Annotated in this window: 17 protein-coding genes; 12 read left to right on the forward strand and 5 right to left on the reverse strand. The window is 49.4% G+C overall.

The annotated features are described in order from the left end of the window. Window positions 1–41 precede the first annotated feature (41 nt). The gene (locus OIR97_RS16095) at window positions 42–1,469 is read left to right on the forward strand and encodes an NAD-dependent succinate-semialdehyde dehydrogenase (RefSeq protein WP_169543245.1); all 1,428 of its coding nucleotides are present in this window, start codon (window positions 42–44) and stop codon (window positions 1,467–1,469) included. 45 nt (window positions 1,470–1,514) lie between these two features. Then, window positions 1,515–2,975: a M20 family peptidase gene (locus OIR97_RS16100; protein ID WP_169543246.1), complete on the forward strand. Its 1,461-nt coding sequence runs from the start codon at window positions 1,515–1,517 to the stop codon at window positions 2,973–2,975. 7 nt (window positions 2,976–2,982) lie between these two features. Here OIR97_RS16100 and OIR97_RS16105 read toward each other — a convergent pair whose 3' ends face one another. Next, entirely contained in the window at window positions 2,983–3,402 is a 420-nt protein-coding gene (locus tag OIR97_RS16105) for a secondary thiamine-phosphate synthase enzyme YjbQ (RefSeq protein ID WP_169543247.1), read from the reverse strand. 104 nt (window positions 3,403–3,506) lie between these two features. Between OIR97_RS16105 and OIR97_RS16110 the strand changes: the two genes are divergently transcribed. Continuing rightward, window positions 3,507–3,683, forward strand: coding sequence for a YegP family protein (locus OIR97_RS16110; protein ID WP_169543248.1), 177 nt, complete (start codon window positions 3,507–3,509; stop codon window positions 3,681–3,683). Between the two features lie 98 nt (window positions 3,684–3,781). Beyond that, complete coding sequence (locus OIR97_RS16115) at window positions 3,782–4,195, forward strand: PaaI family thioesterase (protein ID WP_169543249.1); 414 nt, start codon at window positions 3,782–3,784, stop codon at window positions 4,193–4,195. A gap of 1 nt (window position 4,196) precedes the next feature. On the opposite strand, the gene OIR97_RS16120 is transcribed toward OIR97_RS16115, so the two are convergent. Beyond that, window positions 4,197–5,048, reverse strand: coding sequence for a crotonase/enoyl-CoA hydratase family protein (locus tag OIR97_RS16120; protein ID WP_219821567.1), 852 nt, complete (start codon window positions 5,046–5,048; stop codon window positions 4,197–4,199). Window positions 5,049–5,176: 128 nt separating this feature from the next. On the opposite strand from OIR97_RS16120, the gene OIR97_RS16125 reads away from it, so the two are divergent. Beyond that, the gene (locus OIR97_RS16125; protein ID WP_169543250.1) at window positions 5,177–6,118 is read left to right on the forward strand and encodes a threonine ammonia-lyase; all 942 of its coding nucleotides are present in this window, start codon (window positions 5,177–5,179) and stop codon (window positions 6,116–6,118) included. 8 nt (window positions 6,119–6,126) lie between these two features. Here the strand turns inward: OIR97_RS16125 and OIR97_RS16130 are convergent, their stop codons facing one another. Then, window positions 6,127–6,345 (reverse strand): hypothetical protein, encoded by a 219-nt coding sequence (locus OIR97_RS16130; protein WP_169542755.1) that lies wholly within the window; start codon window positions 6,343–6,345, stop codon window positions 6,127–6,129. A gap of 167 nt (window positions 6,346–6,512) precedes the next feature. On the opposite strand from OIR97_RS16130, the gene OIR97_RS16135 reads away from it, so the two are divergent. Together OIR97_RS16135 and OIR97_RS16140 are read left to right on the forward strand one after the other, a co-directional pair. Continuing rightward, window positions 6,513–8,234: a long-chain-fatty-acid--CoA ligase gene (locus OIR97_RS16135; RefSeq protein ID WP_169543251.1), complete on the forward strand. Its 1,722-nt coding sequence runs from the start codon at window positions 6,513–6,515 to the stop codon at window positions 8,232–8,234. Window positions 8,235–8,287: 53 nt separating this feature from the next. Next, window positions 8,288–8,836: a 3'-5' exonuclease gene (locus OIR97_RS16140; RefSeq protein WP_169543252.1), complete on the forward strand. Its 549-nt coding sequence runs from the start codon at window positions 8,288–8,290 to the stop codon at window positions 8,834–8,836. Window positions 8,837–9,170: 334 nt separating this feature from the next. Here OIR97_RS16140 and OIR97_RS16145 read toward each other — a convergent pair whose 3' ends face one another. Both OIR97_RS16145 and OIR97_RS16150 read right to left on the reverse strand, forming a co-directional pair. Continuing rightward, complete coding sequence (locus tag OIR97_RS16145) at window positions 9,171–9,374, reverse strand: hypothetical protein (RefSeq protein WP_169543253.1); 204 nt, start codon at window positions 9,372–9,374, stop codon at window positions 9,171–9,173. Between the two features lie 243 nt (window positions 9,375–9,617). Then, complete coding sequence (locus tag OIR97_RS16150) at window positions 9,618–9,920, reverse strand: SCP2 sterol-binding domain-containing protein (protein WP_169543254.1); 303 nt, start codon at window positions 9,918–9,920, stop codon at window positions 9,618–9,620. A gap of 197 nt (window positions 9,921–10,117) precedes the next feature. Here OIR97_RS16150 and OIR97_RS16155 point away from each other — a divergent pair, with 197 nt between their 5' ends. Genes OIR97_RS16155 through OIR97_RS16175 form a run of 5 tightly spaced genes read left to right on the forward strand, consistent with a single transcriptional unit; the run spans window position 10,118 to window position 16,949 of the window. Next, a complete protein-coding gene (locus tag OIR97_RS16155) occupies window positions 10,118–10,984 on the forward strand; it encodes an SDR family oxidoreductase (RefSeq protein ID WP_169543255.1) in 867 nt (288 codons plus the stop codon). A gap of 29 nt (window positions 10,985–11,013) precedes the next feature. Beyond that, a complete protein-coding gene (locus OIR97_RS16160) occupies window positions 11,014–12,639 on the forward strand; it encodes an acyl-CoA carboxylase subunit beta (RefSeq protein WP_169543256.1) in 1,626 nt (541 codons plus the stop codon). A 17-nt stretch (window positions 12,640–12,656) separates the two neighbouring features. Next, window positions 12,657–13,817 (forward strand): acyl-CoA dehydrogenase family protein, encoded by a 1,161-nt coding sequence (locus OIR97_RS16165; RefSeq protein ID WP_169543257.1) that lies wholly within the window; start codon window positions 12,657–12,659, stop codon window positions 13,815–13,817. Window positions 13,818–13,823: 6 nt separating this feature from the next. After that, window positions 13,824–15,794 (forward strand): acetyl/propionyl/methylcrotonyl-CoA carboxylase subunit alpha, encoded by a 1,971-nt coding sequence (locus OIR97_RS16170; RefSeq protein ID WP_169543258.1) that lies wholly within the window; start codon window positions 13,824–13,826, stop codon window positions 15,792–15,794. Continuing rightward, window positions 15,795–16,949, forward strand: a complete 1,155-nt coding sequence (locus OIR97_RS16175) for an acyl-CoA dehydrogenase family protein (RefSeq protein WP_169543259.1) — start codon at window positions 15,795–15,797, stop codon at window positions 16,947–16,949. Window positions 16,950–16,988 lie beyond the last annotated feature (39 nt).

Genomic DNA, 16,988 nt, shown 5'->3' on the forward strand with positions numbered 1-16,988 from the left:
CCCATGCAATGAAAATCAAAAACTAAAGGATGCGTGCTAAAATGTATATTAACGGGCAATGGCAGGACGCTGAAGATGGATCAAAATTTGTTGTCACCAATCCAGCAAATGGTGACATTATTGATCACGTGCCAAATGGCGGTGAAACCGAGGTAAAGACTGCGATTGATGCCGCGGCTGAGGCCTTTAAATCCTGGTCGAAAACCAGTGCATATCAACGCTCGTCTTTTCTCTATCGTGCGCATGGGCTAATGCTGGAGAGAAAAGAAGAGCTTGCTCGTCTCATGACAACAGAGCAGGGAAAACCCTTGAAAGCTGCCCGCAACGAAGTGCAATATGGCGCGGATTTTCTGCTTTGGTATGCAGAAGAAGCCAAACGTATTTACGGAGAAACCATCCCCGCACCGCGCGGTGATCAGCGCTTTATTGTTCAGCAACATCCAGTGGGCGTCGTCGCGGCAGTCACCCCGTGGAACTATCCGATCTCCATGCTTACACGAAAGATAGCCCCCGCCCTTGCGGCTGGGTGCACAATTGTTCTGAAACCCGCAGAATCAACGCCGCTCTGCGCCATTGCCATGTTCAAAATTTTTGAAGAGGCCGGCATCCCTGCAGGCGTGGTCAATCTCGTTACAGCCGAAAAACCTGCAGTTATCGGCGAAGAATTTGTCAGCAACCCGAAAGTTGCCAAATTGACATTCACAGGCTCGACCAATGTCGGGAAAATGCTGGCCCAGGGGGCTGCGGCCAATATGAAGCGTGTGTCAATGGAATTGGGCGGACACGCCCCGTTTATTGTCTTTGACGACGCAGATCCGGAACATGCGGCGAAAGGTGTTTCTTTGGTCAAATTCCTGAATACAGGACAAGCCTGCATCAGTCCAAATCGTATTTTCGTCCACAAATCAATCGTCGAGCCGTTCATTGAAACGCTGGAATCCCGTGTTCGTAAAATGCGCGGTGGGAATGGCCTTGAAGACGGCATCAGTATTGGACCGCTTGTCGGCCCCGGCGCGGTTGATAAAGTAGAGCGACAGGTCAAAGATGCATTGGATAAAGGGGCCCGCCTTGTTTGTGGTGGCCATCGCCTCATTGAAAACGGTCTCGAAAAAGGGTTCTTCTATGCCCCCACCGTTCTGGCCGATGTAACCGAAGAGATGCTGATTTACCGCGAAGAAACATTTGGTCCGGTTGCCCCTATTCTGACCTTTGAAAGTGAAGACGAGGTACTGGAAAAAGCCAATGATACCAACTACGGATTGGCCGCTTACGTTTACACCCCAAATATCGGCCGGGCTTTCAGAATGTATGAAGGTCTGAAATTTGGCATTATCGGTATAAATGATATCAATCCGACCGCTGCTGCGGCCCCATTTGGCGGGATGAAGGAAAGTGGTCTTGGCCGAGAAGGCGGTCACGAAGGAATTTCAGAATATCTGGAAACAAAATTGGGTGGTTTCTCTATTTAATTTTCTAAGCTAGAGTTCCTCTACAAACTTGATAGGGGAACTCTTGTGATTAAGAAAATCATTATTGGTGTTGTTGGGGTTGTCTTGATTTTGGTCGCGGTCATCGCGTTCAAAACAATCACCAACACACCGAAAACAATCCAGGCGGAACAAATAAACAAAGCAAATATTGATGCGGATGCTGTCGCGCAGCGACTCAGCCAGGCGGTCCAGATCAAAACAATTTCGGTTTCGCATAGTGCCCCTGTCGCTCAGGCTGAGTTTGAAAAGCTGCATGCCCTGATTGACGCCTCTTTTCCACTTGTTGCCCAAAAACTAAAGAAGGAAGTGTTTGGCAATCACAGCCTCCTCTATACGTGGCAAGGCAGCGATGCCTCTTTACAGCCCGGCATCCTGATGGGCCATATGGATGTGGTCCCCGTCGAAGCGGGAACCGAGCAAAACTGGGAGCATCCTCCTTTCTCGGGAAAGATCATCGACGGCGCAATCTGGGGCCGCGGAACACTGGATGATAAACTCTCGGTCTTTGCTATACTGGAAGCTGCGGAATACCAACTCGCACAAGGTTTTTCTCCAAAACGGACACTTTACTTAGCCTTTGGTCACGACGAAGAAATCGGGGGTGAGAATGGCGCCGGTAAAATCGCGGAACATTTGAAAAACCAAGGCGTAAAACCAGCCTTCACGCTGGATGAAGGCATGGTTGTCGTAAAGGACATTATGCCAGGCATAAGCCAGCCAATTGCCTTCATTGCGTTGGCAGAAAAAGGATATTTAACACTTGAATTAACTGCAAGTGCAGAAGGCGGTCATTCCTCTATCCCGCCAAAAGCAACAGCTGTTGGCAAGATTTCACGGGCTATTGCACGACTTGAAGATAACCGCCTGTCCGCCTCCCTGCAAAGCCCGGTTTCCGATATGCTGGAAACACTGGCGCCTCATATGCCAATAAGTCTGAAAGCCGTAATTTCTAACCGCTGGCTTCTTGATCCTGTCCTTGTCGATCAGCTGGCAAAGGGGAAAACGACAAATGCAATGGTGCGAACCACAACGGCGGCAACCATTATTAACGGCGGCACTAAAGACAATGTTTTACCCAGTACAGCACGGGCTACCGTCAATTTCAGGTTATTGCCCGGGGATACCATTGAGGACATCGTCGACCACGTAAACAATGTTGTTGATGATCCAGATGTCACAGCAAAAATCATGCAGGGCAATAATCCGTCAAAGGTTTCCAGCAGCGACAGCAATAGCTTTAGAATGATCGAAAAAACCGTTCGTGAAGTTTTGCCCGATGTTCTGGTTTCACCCGGATTGATGCTGGCCGGCTCTGATACAAAACATTATGAGCCATTTTCGGAAAATAGTTACCGCTTCATCCCCATGCGCTTCGGCCCCGAAGATATTGCCCGGGTTCACGGAACAAACGAACGGATCCATATCGACAATTATACAGAGATTATTCAATTCTATATCCGTTTGATGGAAAATTCCGGCACTTGATGCCGGGTTAATCTCCGATCAAATGAAGCGCCAGGTTACGAACATGTGCACGGGTTCTGTGTTCAAAAATATAGACCCCTTGCCATGTTCCAAGGCGTAACCGGCCATCGCGAACGGGAATGGTCAAGGAGACATCCGTCAAACTGGACCGAATATGGGCTGGCATATCATCCGGCCCCTCGGCGGTGTGCCGATATAGGGCCGGGTTATCAGGGGCAAGCTGATCATAGTAGGTCACCAAGTCCAGCAGAACGTCCGGATCCGCATTTTCCTGTATCGTCAACGATGCGGATGTATGCAGAATGAACACGGTCAATACGCCTTCTGAATAACCTATCTCCCTCACCCAGGACTGAAGATGCCGGGTAATATCAAAAAGCCCCCGGCCCGAAGTTTGAAAATTCAGATCTCCACTGACTTGCCGCATCTTCCCGTCCTTATTTCACTTTTATAGCCCGGCCTGTGTTTTCCTGATCACAGATCGTAATCCCGCGCGTTAATTGAATGACATTCACACATGGAGCTTACCAGATGAAAACAAATGGCGATAACGACAAGTGGGAAATTTATAAAGATAAGGGCGATGAATGGCGCTGGCGCAGAACAGCGCCAAACGGACGCATTGTCGGAGCTTCAACCGAAGGGTACATCAAAAAACAGGATTGCGTTGATAATGCCATCCGAAACGGATTTCCAGAAACAGACTGATCCAAGACACCCGGATTGTTCGCACGCTTAATTGCAAACGGTCTCTCTTTGCATTCTACTCGGGATCGGTCATACTGGTTTCAAAAAGCGAGATCCGTATGACCCTTTCCAGTATTCCCGACGGCTTTAAAGTCTCTAAAGGCCGCGGCCCGTTCGCCGATAAAATCGGTCCCCTCTACTACAAAAAAGAAGACGATGGTCAATATCGTTACGGTTTTTTGGTGGATGAAAGCCTGACCAATTACAATGGCATTCTTCACGGCGGGATGATGATGAGCTTTCTCGACGAAATGATGGGCCAGACAATCTGGCAGGCGGTCGGCCGAAAAAGAACCGCAACCATCAGCCTGAATTTTGATTTCATTGCCAGTGCCAGAATTGGCGACTGGCTTGAAATGCGATGTGAGATTATCCGTCAGGGTGTCTCTGTGGTTTTTGTCCGCGGGGAACTGGTCAACGGCGAAAAGATCATCATCACCGCTGATGGTGTCTGGAAAGTAATCGGCGCCTAAGTCAGGGTTGCCGGCGGACAAGCTTCCTTGGTGGCAACAAATCATCAAAGACAGGTTTTCGTTTTTCCGCGTTCGCTTTCGCCGCTTCAAACAGATCGTTGGAAAAGAACATCCCGGATTGCCAGACACTCATGTAATTCAAAGCATCGTCCACGGAATGGTCGCGAGTGTAGTTTAACATTTCCTTGGTTCCGTGAACCGCAAGCGGTGACTTGGAGGCAATCGTTTCGGCGATTTCCAGAACGCCCGATATCATGGCGTCAGCATCCTTATATACGTGATTGACCAGCCCAACTTCTTTGGATTCTGCCGACATCATCCGGCGGCCCGTATATGCCAGCTCGCGCACGATGCCAGATGGTATAAGATGCGGCAACCGCTGCAACGTTCCTACATCTGCCGTCATCCCGATGTTAATTTCCTGAATGGTAAAAAAAGCATCCTCTGTGCAGTATCGCATGTCACAGGCAGAAACCAGATCAACGCCCCCACCAATACAGCCTCCCTGAACAGCGACAAGTACAGGTAAGCGGCATTTTTCGATAACCGTGAAGCTTTCCTGCATTTCCCGGACATTATTACGCATTTGCTCCCGAATGCGGGCAGGATCAGTTGCCGATTGCATATCACTTGCAATATTGCCAAATGCGTTCAGGTCCAGCCCTGCTGTAAAATGCTTTCCCGTTGATGATATGACAACAACACGGGCAGACGCTGTTTTCTCAATTTCGGCGAAGGCATCCACCATTTCCTGCCAGAATTCCATAATCAGCGTGTTTAACTTTGCAGGTCGGTTTAACTGAATATGCGCGATATGATTTTCGATATTCAGCGCCAGCGTTGTGTAAGACATCCCTGTCATTCCTTTTTCATTTTTCATTTTCGTTTTTTACGGACACCAGTTCCGCATTAGAGTTGCACTCATTTCTGTAGAGGGTATAGACTCAGGTTTGTAATTGTTTTTTTATCAGGCTTTCCATCATGAGTAACACCATTTCAATCGACGCCTTTACAGCGGCCCGAAAACGACTGTCTCCGTTTATCCGAAAAACTCCCATTATGGATGTTGAACTGGATACAAAGCAGAACGTTACTCTCAAACTGGAAAATCTGCAATTGTCTGGCTCGTTCAAGATACGCGGGGCTTTAAACACTGTTTTAAACCTAGACAAAGAGGCCCTTGACCGGGGCTTGGTAACAGCGTCTGGTGGCAATCACGGGATGGGGGTCGCCGTCGCAGGCGCCCTTACCGGAACGCCTGCGACCATTTATCTTCCAACGAACACTCCCCAAAGCAAAATCGAAAAATTACGGGCAATTGCATCAGACGTTATCGTCCAAGGGGATGTTTGGGATGATGCCAATGAACTTGCCTTGAACGCCGTTGCAAAAGAAGGCAAAACCTATATCCATCCGTTTGCTGATCAATCTGTTATCGAAGGACAGGGCACACTGGCTCTGGAAATCCTTGAAGCGGCTCCCGCTCTCGATATCCTACTGGTCGCGATCGGCGGCGGTGGTTTGATTTCAGGGATCTCAGCCGCGGCAAAACTCCTGAACCCGAACATTCAAATTATTGGTGTTGAGGCCACTGGCGCCCCGACCCTGTTTGAAAGCTGCCGCAAAGGTGAGCTGGTTACTCTTGAAAAAATCGCGACCCGGGCCAGCACTCTGGCACCGCGCCGGTCCGCGCAATCAAATCTGGACATCATTTCCAAAAACGTGGATCAAATTGTCCTTGTTGAGGACCAGGAAATGCAAGAAGCTGCCCAATGGTTATGGAACGCTTGTGGCATTGCAACCGAACTTGCCGCGGCGGCGGCGGTTGCTGCTTTAAGAACAGGGAAATTTGTCCCTGACAGCGCCGAAAAAGTAGGCGTTGTTATTTGCGGATCCGGCTATGACGGATTTCCAGAGATGTAAACAACCGACTACGGTCGCATAAAATTATAATCCTCTTCTTCACTGAGATTTTCAGCGAAAAAAACCAGCTCACTGGCAATATCATCAAAAGATCGCGTTTTTTTGAACACGGCAATCGCTTCGGCGATCAAGGCGCGCGCAAGCGCATCTTCTGAAATATTGTTGGTTTTTGCCTGCGCCAAAGCGTCATTAACGCAACTGCGGGCTGTCTCTGTGGCTGTTGGCACTCTTATTCTCCTTTTTGAACACCGTACCGTTGCCGCTGACCGTCGGTCATTGATTTTGCGCAATAGCGCTGTTTTATGATATTTTTCTTTGACCAGACTTGGTTAGTCAACGTAACCTACTAAGAAAAAATACCACAGGGAACCGCCAGTCGAATAAGGGGAATAAAATGTCAGACTTTTCATGGGAAAAATCGTACCCACGAGGAGTAAACTGGGAAATCGAAATAGAGAACAAACCCGTTTACGCTTTTCTTGATGAAGCCGTTGCTAAATGGCCGAACAATAATGCCATCGATTTCATGTCCAAAAAAATCACATATCGTGAGTTGGATAACCTTGTTAATCGTGCTGCGAAGGGTTTTCAGGCGATGGGCGTCAAAAAGGGCGTTCATGTTGGACTATACCTGCCGAATTGCCCCCAATTCATCGTGTGTTTTTTCGGCATCTTGAAAGCGGGCGGAACCGTCGTTAATTATTCGCCATTGGATGCAGAACGCGAGCTGGTTCATAAAATCGAAGACAGTGAAACCGATTTTATGGTGACCCTGGATTTGCAGGTGTTGTACCCGAATATTAAAGCACTTCTTGGCAAAACCCGACTGAAAAAGATCATCGTCGGCAACCTTAAAGAAGTATTGCCCTTTCCAAAGAATTTCCTGTATCCGATTGTAAAATCAAAGGAAATTGCGACATTCCCGCATAACGATCAGCATATCAGCTATAAAAGTCTTCTGGATAATGACGGCGTGTTCGAGGCTGTGCCAGTCCTCAACCCGGCGGAGCGGGTGGCGGTATTGCAATATACAGGCGGAACAACAGGTTTGCCAAAAGGCGCTATGTTAAGCCATAAAAATCTTGTCGCCGCATGCCAGCAACTCAGGGCGATGCAGGACGGCGAAGACGGCGTCCTGAAAGATGGCGTCGAACGGGTCCTTGCCGTTCTCCCTCTCTTTCACATCTATGCGCTAACCGTAAACATGAATTTCGGTATTGCCGGAGGTGCTGAAATAATCCTGCATCCAAAATTCGAACTTGATGATGTAATGAAGGATATCGACAAGAAAAAGCCAACCATGATGCCGGGCGTACCGACCATGTATATGGCGATCGCTAACCATCCGGAAGTTGATAAATTTGACCTAACGTCGCTTAAATTCTGTGCCTCCGGTGGCGCACCTCTTCCTGTTGAAGTTCAGAATCTTTTCCAGAAAGTAACCGGTTGCCGCCTCCTGGAAGGCTGGGGTATGACCGAGACCTCTCCATCCGGCACATCGACCCCAATGACCGAGAAACGGGTTGCAGGCTCTGCTGGCGTTCCGGTGCCCGGCACAGAAATCAGAATCTTTGACGTGGCGGATCGCTCGAAAACAATGCCAGTCGGCGAAATTGGCGAGATCGGCATTAAGGGTCCGAACATCATGCTGGGATACTGGAAAAAACCAGAAGCTACAGCAGAAGCCTTTGTCGGCGATTTCTTCATGACCGGTGATACAGGGTATCTGGACGAAGATGGCTATATGCATATTGTCGACCGGACAAAAGACATGATCACGTCTGGTGGTTTTAACGTTTATCCAAGAATTATCGAAGAGCAGATTTTCGAACACCCCTCCGTTGAGGAAGTTACCGTCGTTGGTATTCCTGACGATTATCGCGGGGAAGCGGCCAAAGCGTTCATCAAACTTCGCAGCGGCGCGGAGGAGTTTTCACTCGAAGAACTGCGAGAGTATCTTAAAGACAAGCTTGGTAAACATGAATTACCAGCGGCCGTTGAGTTCAGGCCGGAACTTCCAAAAACACTGGTTGGAAAACTGTCCAAAAAAGAACTGGTTGAAGAAGAAAAACAAAAATACGAAGCCCGAAAGAAGGCGCAAACCGCAGCCAGCTAAAATAATCAAAACTCCCGGATGACCGTCCGGGAGTTTTTTGTTATGTAAAGAACATGAGTACTTTTTTAGCGATTGATTTTGAAACGGCGAATTATGGCTCAGATAGTGCCTGCGCTATCGGCCTTGTGCGGGTCGAAGACAAGACAATTGTCTCAGAAGAAGTCCGCCTGATTTGCCCCCCTACACCTGACTTCAACTTCACGCATATCCATGGGATCCGCTGGGAAGATGTTGAGTTCGAACCCACCTTCGATCATGTCTGGCCCGAGGTGGAACCGCTTTTTGAAGGCATCGACTTTTTAGCCGCCCATAATTCTGCTTTTGATCGCAAAGTCCTGAATAGTTGCTGCAAGACCTATGACCTCCCCATGCCCGAGCCGGAATTCATCTGTACCGTTCAGCTGGCGCGTAAAATGTGGGAAGTACGGCCAACGAAACTTCCAAATGTGGCCCATTTTCTTGGTCTGGATCTTGATCACCATGACGCCTTATCCGATAGCCGTGCCTGCGCAAATATTGTAATCGCTGCAGAACGGGACGGTTGGGATTTTGTCACGGGCTATGAAAATGTCGGCGAGCGGTATATCGCCTTCGACGGCTGACATTCCCTTTCAGAATATTCCAGTGCTAAAAGTATTTGCTTTTCTTCTTCATGTGTTTTTTAATAATGATTATCAATTGCATAAAAAGAATGAACTATGGTCATACTGCGCAACCTAAACCCATCAATTCTCGCCAACCTCCTGGTTCTCTCGTCAAAGGAGCGTCAACAACCGTTGAGCCATGATCACCAGGGACAGAGTGTTTCATACCGGTCGCCGGCAGCGCCATTGCCGCGCAAAAAAGAAAAGGGTGACCATTAGGTGCTTCCCGGGCCCAACGTAAAAAAGCCGCACCAGATCACTCTGGCACGGCTTTTTTGAATACATTAAAAAGTTAGGCAGCAGCTTTCGTTGCAGCCTGTACTTTTTTCAGCTGACGACGAGCCGCGTGGCGACCCATTTTAGCTGTAATTTTACGGGCAGCGCGCTGTGCGTTTGAGCGGGTGTTTTTTTCACCGCCGTTACCGCGACCACCGCCACCTGATTTCCGGCTTTTACCACCCTGATTGCGGCCGTGCCGTGCTGATCTCGCTGTCATGTGACTAGCTCCGTTCGGTTTTAACTTAAATTCGAAGCGCTTTTCTTAATCAATTGATCCGCAAAGGTACAGAGAAAATTTCATCTTTAGACAGAAAATCGTGAATTTGATGTTTTTTTCCAGTTTCCCTGTACACGAAGCGCCTCTTTTACGCAGATCAATGAGAGGAAGACCTAGAATCTACCTTCTGAACAGAAAAGGCGGCCCTCAAGACCGCCTTCCTGTGATGGGATCAAGAATCAATCAACCAAACACGCTCTGCAACTTCATTGCAATGCCCATATTTCCTTCGATTTTCAACTTACCCATCATAAAAGCAGTTGTCGGATCCAGATCACCAGCCGCAAGGGCCTCAAAATTTTCCTTTGTTATTTTGATGGTGCAATCTGCTTCTTTATCTTCATTGGTCACAACATTTGGAACAGTGTCCGCATCAACATGCACGATGCCGTCTCCTTTGAAGTCAAACTTCAATGTCGCGTCCAGACCACAGTCCTCGCCAATCCGCTCGCGCATTCCTTCTGTGATTTCTTCAAGTGTCGCCATTTTTTCAGCCCTTTCCCGGTCACTGGATATCATTCACCTTGAAGCAAATTTTGCATAGAAAATCTGCTCTCTTTCACTCCTTGACGTTAACGTAAACGTCACCTACCATGAAGTCAATTAAAGTTGTCAGGCTTCAAAATGAATAAGTAGAATAATCTGACACTGGGGACCCAATCACCTATCCAACGGAGCATTACATGTCTTATAATTCGATTTTTCGGCCTGACTTGTTCAAAGGTCAAAAAATTGTTGTCACCGGCGGCGGGAGCGGAATCGGCCGATGTACCGCCCACGAACTTGTTTCTTTGGGTGCTGAAGTTGCTCTGGTGGGCCGAAATGAAGAAAAACTCGCCACAGTAAAGTCGGAAATAGAAGAAGTGGGCGGCGTTTGCACCGTTCATAGCTGCGACATCCGGGATGAAGCTGCTGTCACGGAAATGGTCACAGACATCATCGACCAGCATGGCGCTATTCATGGGCTCGTCAATAATGCAGGCGGTCAATTTCCTGCGCTGCTTGAAGATACGACCTTAAAAGGCTGGGAAGCCGTTGTTCGAACCAATCTAACGGGTGGATTTCTTGTCGCCCGTGAATGTTACACCCAGTGGATGAAAGAAAATGGCGGCGGGTCGATCGTCAATATCATCGCAGATATGTGGATGTCCATGCCCGGCATGGGCCATTCGGGTGCTGCCCGAAAAGGAATGCTAAGCTTTACGGAAACAGCCGCTTTGGAATGGGCAGGGTCCGGTACACGCGTGAATGCAGTTGCCCCCGGCTGGATCATGTCTTCGGGTATGGATACCTATCCTGATTGGTATCAGGAGAAAATTCTGGGTCTGGCGCAAGCCAATCCGGCAAAAAGAATGGGAACAGAATCTGAAACCTCATCGGCAATTGTCTATCTGTTATCGGAAGCGGCCAGCTTTATTTCCGGAAGCTGTATCCGCGTGGATGGAGCCGCCCCGAATGCCAAGGGCAATTGGCCGATGGAAGATCACGACAACAATAAACCCTTTAACGGTTTTCACCTTGCCGTCACGCCAAAGATTTTTCAAAAATAAAGCCATCGCCGAACAGGGAACGCAAACACATGCCGGTCATTCAGTCTACAATCGACACGAATAGCGAAACTTTTAAGAATAATCGCGCTGCCATGCTTGAAAAAATCGAAGAGTTTCGCGGGTTGGAACAAAGAGTTCGTGAGACATCGAATTCCAAAAAAGAGAAATTTGAAAAACGGGGTCAGCTTCTCCCCCGCGAACGGATCGCTCTTCTGCTCGATAAAGGGGCCCCTTTTCTACAGTTGTCGACGTTAGCTGGTCTCGGCATGCATGATGATGACGGCAAAAAGGATGTATTGGGCGGCGGAATGATCATCGGAATTGGATATGTCTCAGGTGTCCGTTGCATGATCAAGGCCTCTGACAGTGCGATCAAGGGCGGAACGATCGCCCCAATGGGGCTGGAGAAAAACCTGAGAGCCCAGGAGATTGTCCTTAAAAATAAACTCCCCGTCATTAATCTGGTAGAATCTGGTGGTGCGAACCTACTGTATCAAGCAGAAATCTTCATCAAGGGAGGGCAGGGTTTTGCCAATCAGGCGCGCATGTCTGCTGCCGGCATTCCGCAAATAACCGTTGTCCATGGATCCAGTACCGCCGGGGGGGCCTATCAGCCGGGCTTATCAGACTATGTCATCATGGTCCGCGGCGGTGCAAAAGTTTTTCTGGCAGGGCCGCCTCTTTTAAAGGCAGCGACCGGCGAAATTGCCACGGACGAAGAGCTTGGGGGCGCTGAAATGCACTCCACTATTTCCGGCGTTTCAGAATACCTGGCTGAGAATGATGCAGATGGTATTCGTCTGGCGCGGGAAGTTATGGGTCACCTGCCCTGGAATGGCTCAAACGACGCAAATGCGCCGTCAGTCACAAATCATGATCAGCCTATATATGACATAGAAGAACTGCTCGGCATTGTCCCGACCGATTACCGCAAGCCCTATGATGTTCATGAAGTCATTGCCCGCATTGTCGATGGTTCAGATTTCCTTGATTTCAAAGAGCTCTATGGCATTCAAACCGTTTGCGGACACGCTAAAATTGATGGGCAGGCCGTAGGGATCATTGGAAATAATGGTCCAATTGACGCGGACGGCGCTACCAAGGCGGCCCAGTTTATCCAGCTTTGTTGCCAATCGGGTACCCCGCTTTTGTTTTTGCAGAACACGACCGGATTTATGGTGGGTACCGATGCGGAACAATCGGGCATCATCAAACACGGATCTAAGATGATCCAGGCTGTAACAAACGCAACGGTCCCAAAAATCACGCTGCATATCGGGGCCAGCTTTGGTGCCGGAAATTATGGAATGTGTGGCCGCGCGTTTGATCCACGTTTTATTTTCGCCTGGCCGAACAACCGCGTTGCGGTCATGGGCGGCGAACAGGCTGCGAAAGTCATGTCGATTGTCACAGAAGAAAAATTAAAACGCATGGGACAAGAGCCAGATCGGGAAGCCCTCGGCAAGATGGAAGATCATATCATCAAGCGCATGGATAAAGAATCCGAGAGTTTATATGCAACAGCCCGTCTTTGGGATGACGGGATCATTGATCCCAGAGACAGTCGCAAAATCCTGAGCTATTGCCTCTCCATTGCAAAAGAAGGCGATGTCAGAAAAACCAACAAAAACACATTTGGCATCGGCCGTATGTAATAAAAGGGAAAAGAAAAATGATTTACGGACCAGAACACAAAGAATTCATGAATTCCCTGTCCAAATTCATCGATCAGGAAATCAATCCCTATGTTGACCAATGGGAAGAGGAGGGCATCTTTCCAGCCCATGATCTGTTTAAGAAGATGGGTGATCAGGGATTTCTTGGGGTCTGCAAACCTGAAGAATATGGAGGCGCCGGTCTCGATTACTCCTTCAGTCTCGCAATGTCAGAAACGCTGGGCAAAATAAATTGCGGTGCGGTCCCCATGGCAATCGGCGTTCAAACGGATATGGCAACCCCGGCGCTCGCCCGATTTGGTTCGGACTATGTAAAAGAAAATTATCTTCGCCACGCAATCTCCGGCGAGTATGTAGCCTGCATTGGGGTCTCTGAACCCGGCGCAGGATCAGATGTTGCGGGCATCAAATCCAACGCCCGGAAAGATGGCGACGATTACTTAATCAATGGTCAGAAAATGTGGATCACAAACGGCACACAGGCCGATTTTATGTGCATGCTGGTCAATACAAGTGACGGGCCGATCCATTCCAGCAAATCGCTTATCGTTGTCCCGATGGACACACCGGGCATCACCGTTGAACGCAAACTGGATAAGCTTGGCATGCGTTCATCTGACACCGCACAGTTATATTTTGACAATGTCCGTGTGCCTCAACGAAATATTATAGGCGAAGAAGGCATGGGCTTTACGTACCAGATGCTCCAATTTCAGGAGGAACGTCTTTGGGCCGCTGGCGCCGCTCTTCAGTCATTGGATAAGGTCATTGATGACACCATTGATTATACCCGTCAAAGAGAAGCCTTCGGAAAACCGCTTCTGGACAATCAGGTCATTCATTTCAGGTTGGCAGAACTAAAAACCGAAGTTGAACTTTTACGCGCTCTCACCTATCGCGCGGTTGAGGAATATGTGGCCGGTGAAAATGTCACCATGCTTGCCTCAATGGCGAAGTTGAAAACCGGTCGCCTGACGCGAGAGGTCAATGACGCCTGCCTTCAATATTATGGTGGAATGGGCTTTATGAACGAAACTCATATCAGCCGGGCGTATCGGGATGGTCGATTGACGTCGATCGGCGGCGGGGCGGACGAGGTGATGTTGGGCATCATCTGTAAGTTAATGGATACCTTGCCCAGCAAAAAAAGAGGGTAAGCATCAATGGTTGCTTTCTCAAAAATCCTCATCGCCAATCGCGGCGAAATAGCCTGCCGGATCATTCGCACAGCCCACGACATGGGGTTTGAAACGGTGGCAGTTTTTTCGGATGCTGATAGGGACGCCCCACATGTACAACAGGCGTCCGAGGCCGTCGCAATTGGCCCCGCAGCCGCCAGTGACAGCTATCTGAAGATTGACACAATCATTGCCGCGGCAAAAACAAGTGGTGCCGATGCCATTCATCCGGGCTACGGGTTTCTTTCAGAAAATGCCAATTTTGCAGCTGCCTGCCAAAAAGAGAACATTACATTTATCGGACCTTCTCCTTCCGCAATCTCACTTATGGGAAATAAGGCCGAGGCCAAACGCCGGATGATTGAGGCCGGTGTACCTTGTGTGCCGGGATATGAAGGCGAAGATCAGTCAGATGCGTTATTTATTCAGGCTGCGGACGCCATCGAATATCCGGTCATGGTCAAGGCCGCAGCGGGTGGCGGCGGCCGGGGAATGCGCCTTGTCAATAAAGCAGAGAAACTTGAAAAAGCGCTCTCAGCGGCGCGATCCGAAGCACAAAATGCCTTTGGCTCGGATGAGTTAATTCTTGAAAAGGCCGTAATTGAACCCCGCCATATCGAGATCCAGATCTTCGCAGATATGCACGGGAATGTTGTTCATTTAGGGGAAAGGGACTGCTCCATCCAACGCCGCCATCAAAAGGTTATTGAAGAAGCCCCGTCTCCCGCAGTGTCTGCCAGTTTACGCTCGCAAATGGGAGCAGCGGCCGTGGCGGCGGCTAAGGCCATTCAGTATTCCGGCGCCGGGACCGTAGAATTTCTGTTGTCCCAGGATGGCTCTTTTTACTTTCTGGAAATGAATACCCGACTTCAGGTCGAGCATCCGGTTACCGAATGTATAACCGGGTTTGATCTGGTGGAGTGGCAGTTAAGGGTCGCCCGGCAGGAAAAATTGCCCGTGGACCAAAACGAAATTCACTTGTCCGGACATGCCATCGAAGCCCGGCTCTATGCTGAAGATCCCTATAAAAGCTTCCTGCCCAAGGTTGGGACATTGTTAAAATGGGAGGCGGCTTCTGGCCCTGATCGACGAACAGACCATGGATTGAAGAACGGCTATGAAGTCACTCCCCATTATGACGCAATGATTGCCAAGGTGATTGCCTGGGGCCAAACCCGTGAAGACGCACGTCAGAAACTGATCCACGCCCTTCAAAATACTGTGGATCTTGGTCTCGTTACCAACCGACAGTTTTTAATTAACTGCTTGAAGCATGAAAATTTTGCTGCTGGGGCCGCAACAACTGCCTTTATCGACACCTATTTCCCTAAAAAGGTACTTAAGCGCCCGGAACCCACCTCAAGAGACCTTTTGCTTGCCGCCTGTCTTCACTTTGATTGCCGAAAGCACCAGCAGGGGCTTTCAACAGATGGTTGGGATAGCAGTGATGCGTTATGGGCGCCTGTCCGGTTGAATATTGCAGACAAAATACAGGACTTTGAAATCAAGCAAATCGATGAATGTGCTTTGCTCATCAAAAGCGAAAATCAGGAATATTCGGCTCAGTTTTCAACCTCCGCGGACGGTCACGCTACCCTTGCCTGCGAAGGACATCAGACCTCCGCGCGGTTTGCCTTTTCGCAAGGGACACTGTTTTTACAAACGCCAAACTGTCAGTTTTCAAGTAACGAGATAACTTTGGCGACCGGCGAATCCGAGGCTGGCGCAGGTGACGGGCGCATCCTTGCCCCCATGAACGGCCGGCTCCTTCATATGCTGGCCGAGCCCGGCCAATCCGTTACCAAAGGTCAAACCGTTGCCATCCTGGAAGCGATGAAAATGGAACATGAAATTACTTCAAAAATTGATGGGACCGTTAAAAGTATCGCCGCCAAGGCGGACGAGCAGGTCGCAACGCGGGCACTCCTGCTGGAAATTGAACCGGTGGAGGCCTGAATGGAATTACTGGAACGTGCTCATAATCCAAACTTTACACCGGAACATCTTGCTTTTCGCGAAACATTACGGCGATTTGTGGAAACAGAAATCGAACCGTTTGCCAGCCAATGGGATGAAGAGGAAACGTTTCCCCGCGCCCTCTACAAAAAGGCGGCGGATATTGGATTATTAGGCATAGGATATCCAGAGGAATTTGGCGGCATTGACGCTGATATATATTACCTGTTGGCAGGCGCAGAGGAACTGGGACGAGCTGGGGCTGGTGGCGTCACCGCGAGCCTGTTAAGCCACACAATCGGTGCCCCGCCCATCAAAAATGTAGGTAACCAGCAACAAAAAGAAAAATACCTGCCCAGAATCCTATCGGGTGAATGGATAAGCGCTCTTGCCATAACAGAACCGTCCGGCGGCTCGGACGTTGCCAATTTGCAAACCACCGCCCGGAAAGACGGAGATCATTATATTGTAAATGGCTCCAAAACCTTTATTACCTCCGGCATGCGCGCTGATATTTATACGGTTGCCGTTCGGACAGGCGGTCCGGGCATGGGGGGCATCTCGCTCTTGCTTATTGATCGGGACACGCCCGGCTTCTCACGTACACCGCTTAAAAAAATGGGGTGGTGGGCGTCGGATACCGCGACCCTTTACTTTGACAACTGCAAAGTGCCCGCCGAAAACCTTTTAGGGACCGAAAATGCGGGCTTTCAAGCGATCATGTTGAACTTCAACTATGAACGTCTCTGGCTCGCCGCGGGGTGTATTTCTGCTGCAAGAGCCTGTTTCAATGAAGTGGCCGCGTATGCGCAAGAACGTATCGTTTTTGGCAAACCCCTTTCAGAAAAACAAGTGGTTCGCCATAAGCTGGTTCAAATGGCACAGGCCGTAAACGCATCGCAAGCGTATCTGGATCAGGTTGCCTGGCGTGTGGAGCATGGGGAGCAACCGATCGCCGACATCTGTATGCTTAAAAACCAGGCGACAGAAACGATGGAATTTTGTGCCCGTGAAGGGGTACAAACCATGGGCGGCGCCGGTTATTTAAGAGGCCCGAAAGTCGAGAGGATCTATCGTGACGTCAGAGTAAATGCAATTGGCGGCGGGGCCGAGGAAATCATGCGCGACCTGGCCTCCCGCCAACTTGGCATTTAACGGAAGGGCCGTAACAAAAAACGGCCCTCCTTCACGAAA

Source organism: Sneathiella aquimaris (assembly GCF_026409565.1).
In the GTDB taxonomy this organism is placed as follows: Bacteria; Pseudomonadota; Alphaproteobacteria; order Sneathiellales; family Sneathiellaceae; genus Sneathiella; species Sneathiella aquimaris.

What these genes read in the sequence shown, in the direction of transcription:
- OIR97_RS16125 (WP_169543250.1), top strand. Translation starts at nt 5,177, where the DNA reads ATGAGTAACACCATTTCAATCGACGCCTTTACAGCGGCCCGAAAACGA.
- OIR97_RS16145 (WP_169543253.1), bottom strand. Translation starts at nt 9,374, where the DNA reads ATGACAGCGAGATCAGCACGGCACGGCCGCAATCAGGGTGGTAAAAGC.
- OIR97_RS16165 (WP_169543257.1), top strand. Translation starts at nt 12,657, where the DNA reads ATGATTTACGGACCAGAACACAAAGAATTCATGAATTCCCTGTCCAAA.
- OIR97_RS16120 (WP_219821567.1), bottom strand. Translation starts at nt 5,048, where the DNA reads ATGTCTTACACAACGCTGGCGCTGAATATCGAAAATCATATCGCGCAT.
- OIR97_RS16095 (WP_169543245.1), top strand. Translation starts at nt 42, where the DNA reads ATGTATATTAACGGGCAATGGCAGGACGCTGAAGATGGATCAAAATTT.
- OIR97_RS16135 (WP_169543251.1), top strand. Translation starts at nt 6,513, where the DNA reads ATGTCAGACTTTTCATGGGAAAAATCGTACCCACGAGGAGTAAACTGG.
- OIR97_RS16170 (WP_169543258.1), top strand. Translation starts at nt 13,824, where the DNA reads ATGGTTGCTTTCTCAAAAATCCTCATCGCCAATCGCGGCGAAATAGCC.
- OIR97_RS16110 (WP_169543248.1), top strand. Translation starts at nt 3,507, where the DNA reads ATGAAAACAAATGGCGATAACGACAAGTGGGAAATTTATAAAGATAAG.
- OIR97_RS16175 (WP_169543259.1), top strand. Translation starts at nt 15,795, where the DNA reads ATGGAATTACTGGAACGTGCTCATAATCCAAACTTTACACCGGAACAT.
- OIR97_RS16105 (WP_169543247.1), bottom strand. Translation starts at nt 3,402, where the DNA reads ATGCGGCAAGTCAGTGGAGATCTGAATTTTCAAACTTCGGGCCGGGGG.
- OIR97_RS16160 (WP_169543256.1), top strand. Translation starts at nt 11,014, where the DNA reads ATGCCGGTCATTCAGTCTACAATCGACACGAATAGCGAAACTTTTAAG.
- OIR97_RS16115 (WP_169543249.1), top strand. Translation starts at nt 3,782, where the DNA reads ATGACCCTTTCCAGTATTCCCGACGGCTTTAAAGTCTCTAAAGGCCGC.
- OIR97_RS16150 (WP_169543254.1), bottom strand. Translation starts at nt 9,920, where the DNA reads ATGGCGACACTTGAAGAAATCACAGAAGGAATGCGCGAGCGGATTGGC.
- OIR97_RS16155 (WP_169543255.1), top strand. Translation starts at nt 10,118, where the DNA reads ATGTCTTATAATTCGATTTTTCGGCCTGACTTGTTCAAAGGTCAAAAA.
- OIR97_RS16140 (WP_169543252.1), top strand. Translation starts at nt 8,288, where the DNA reads ATGAGTACTTTTTTAGCGATTGATTTTGAAACGGCGAATTATGGCTCA.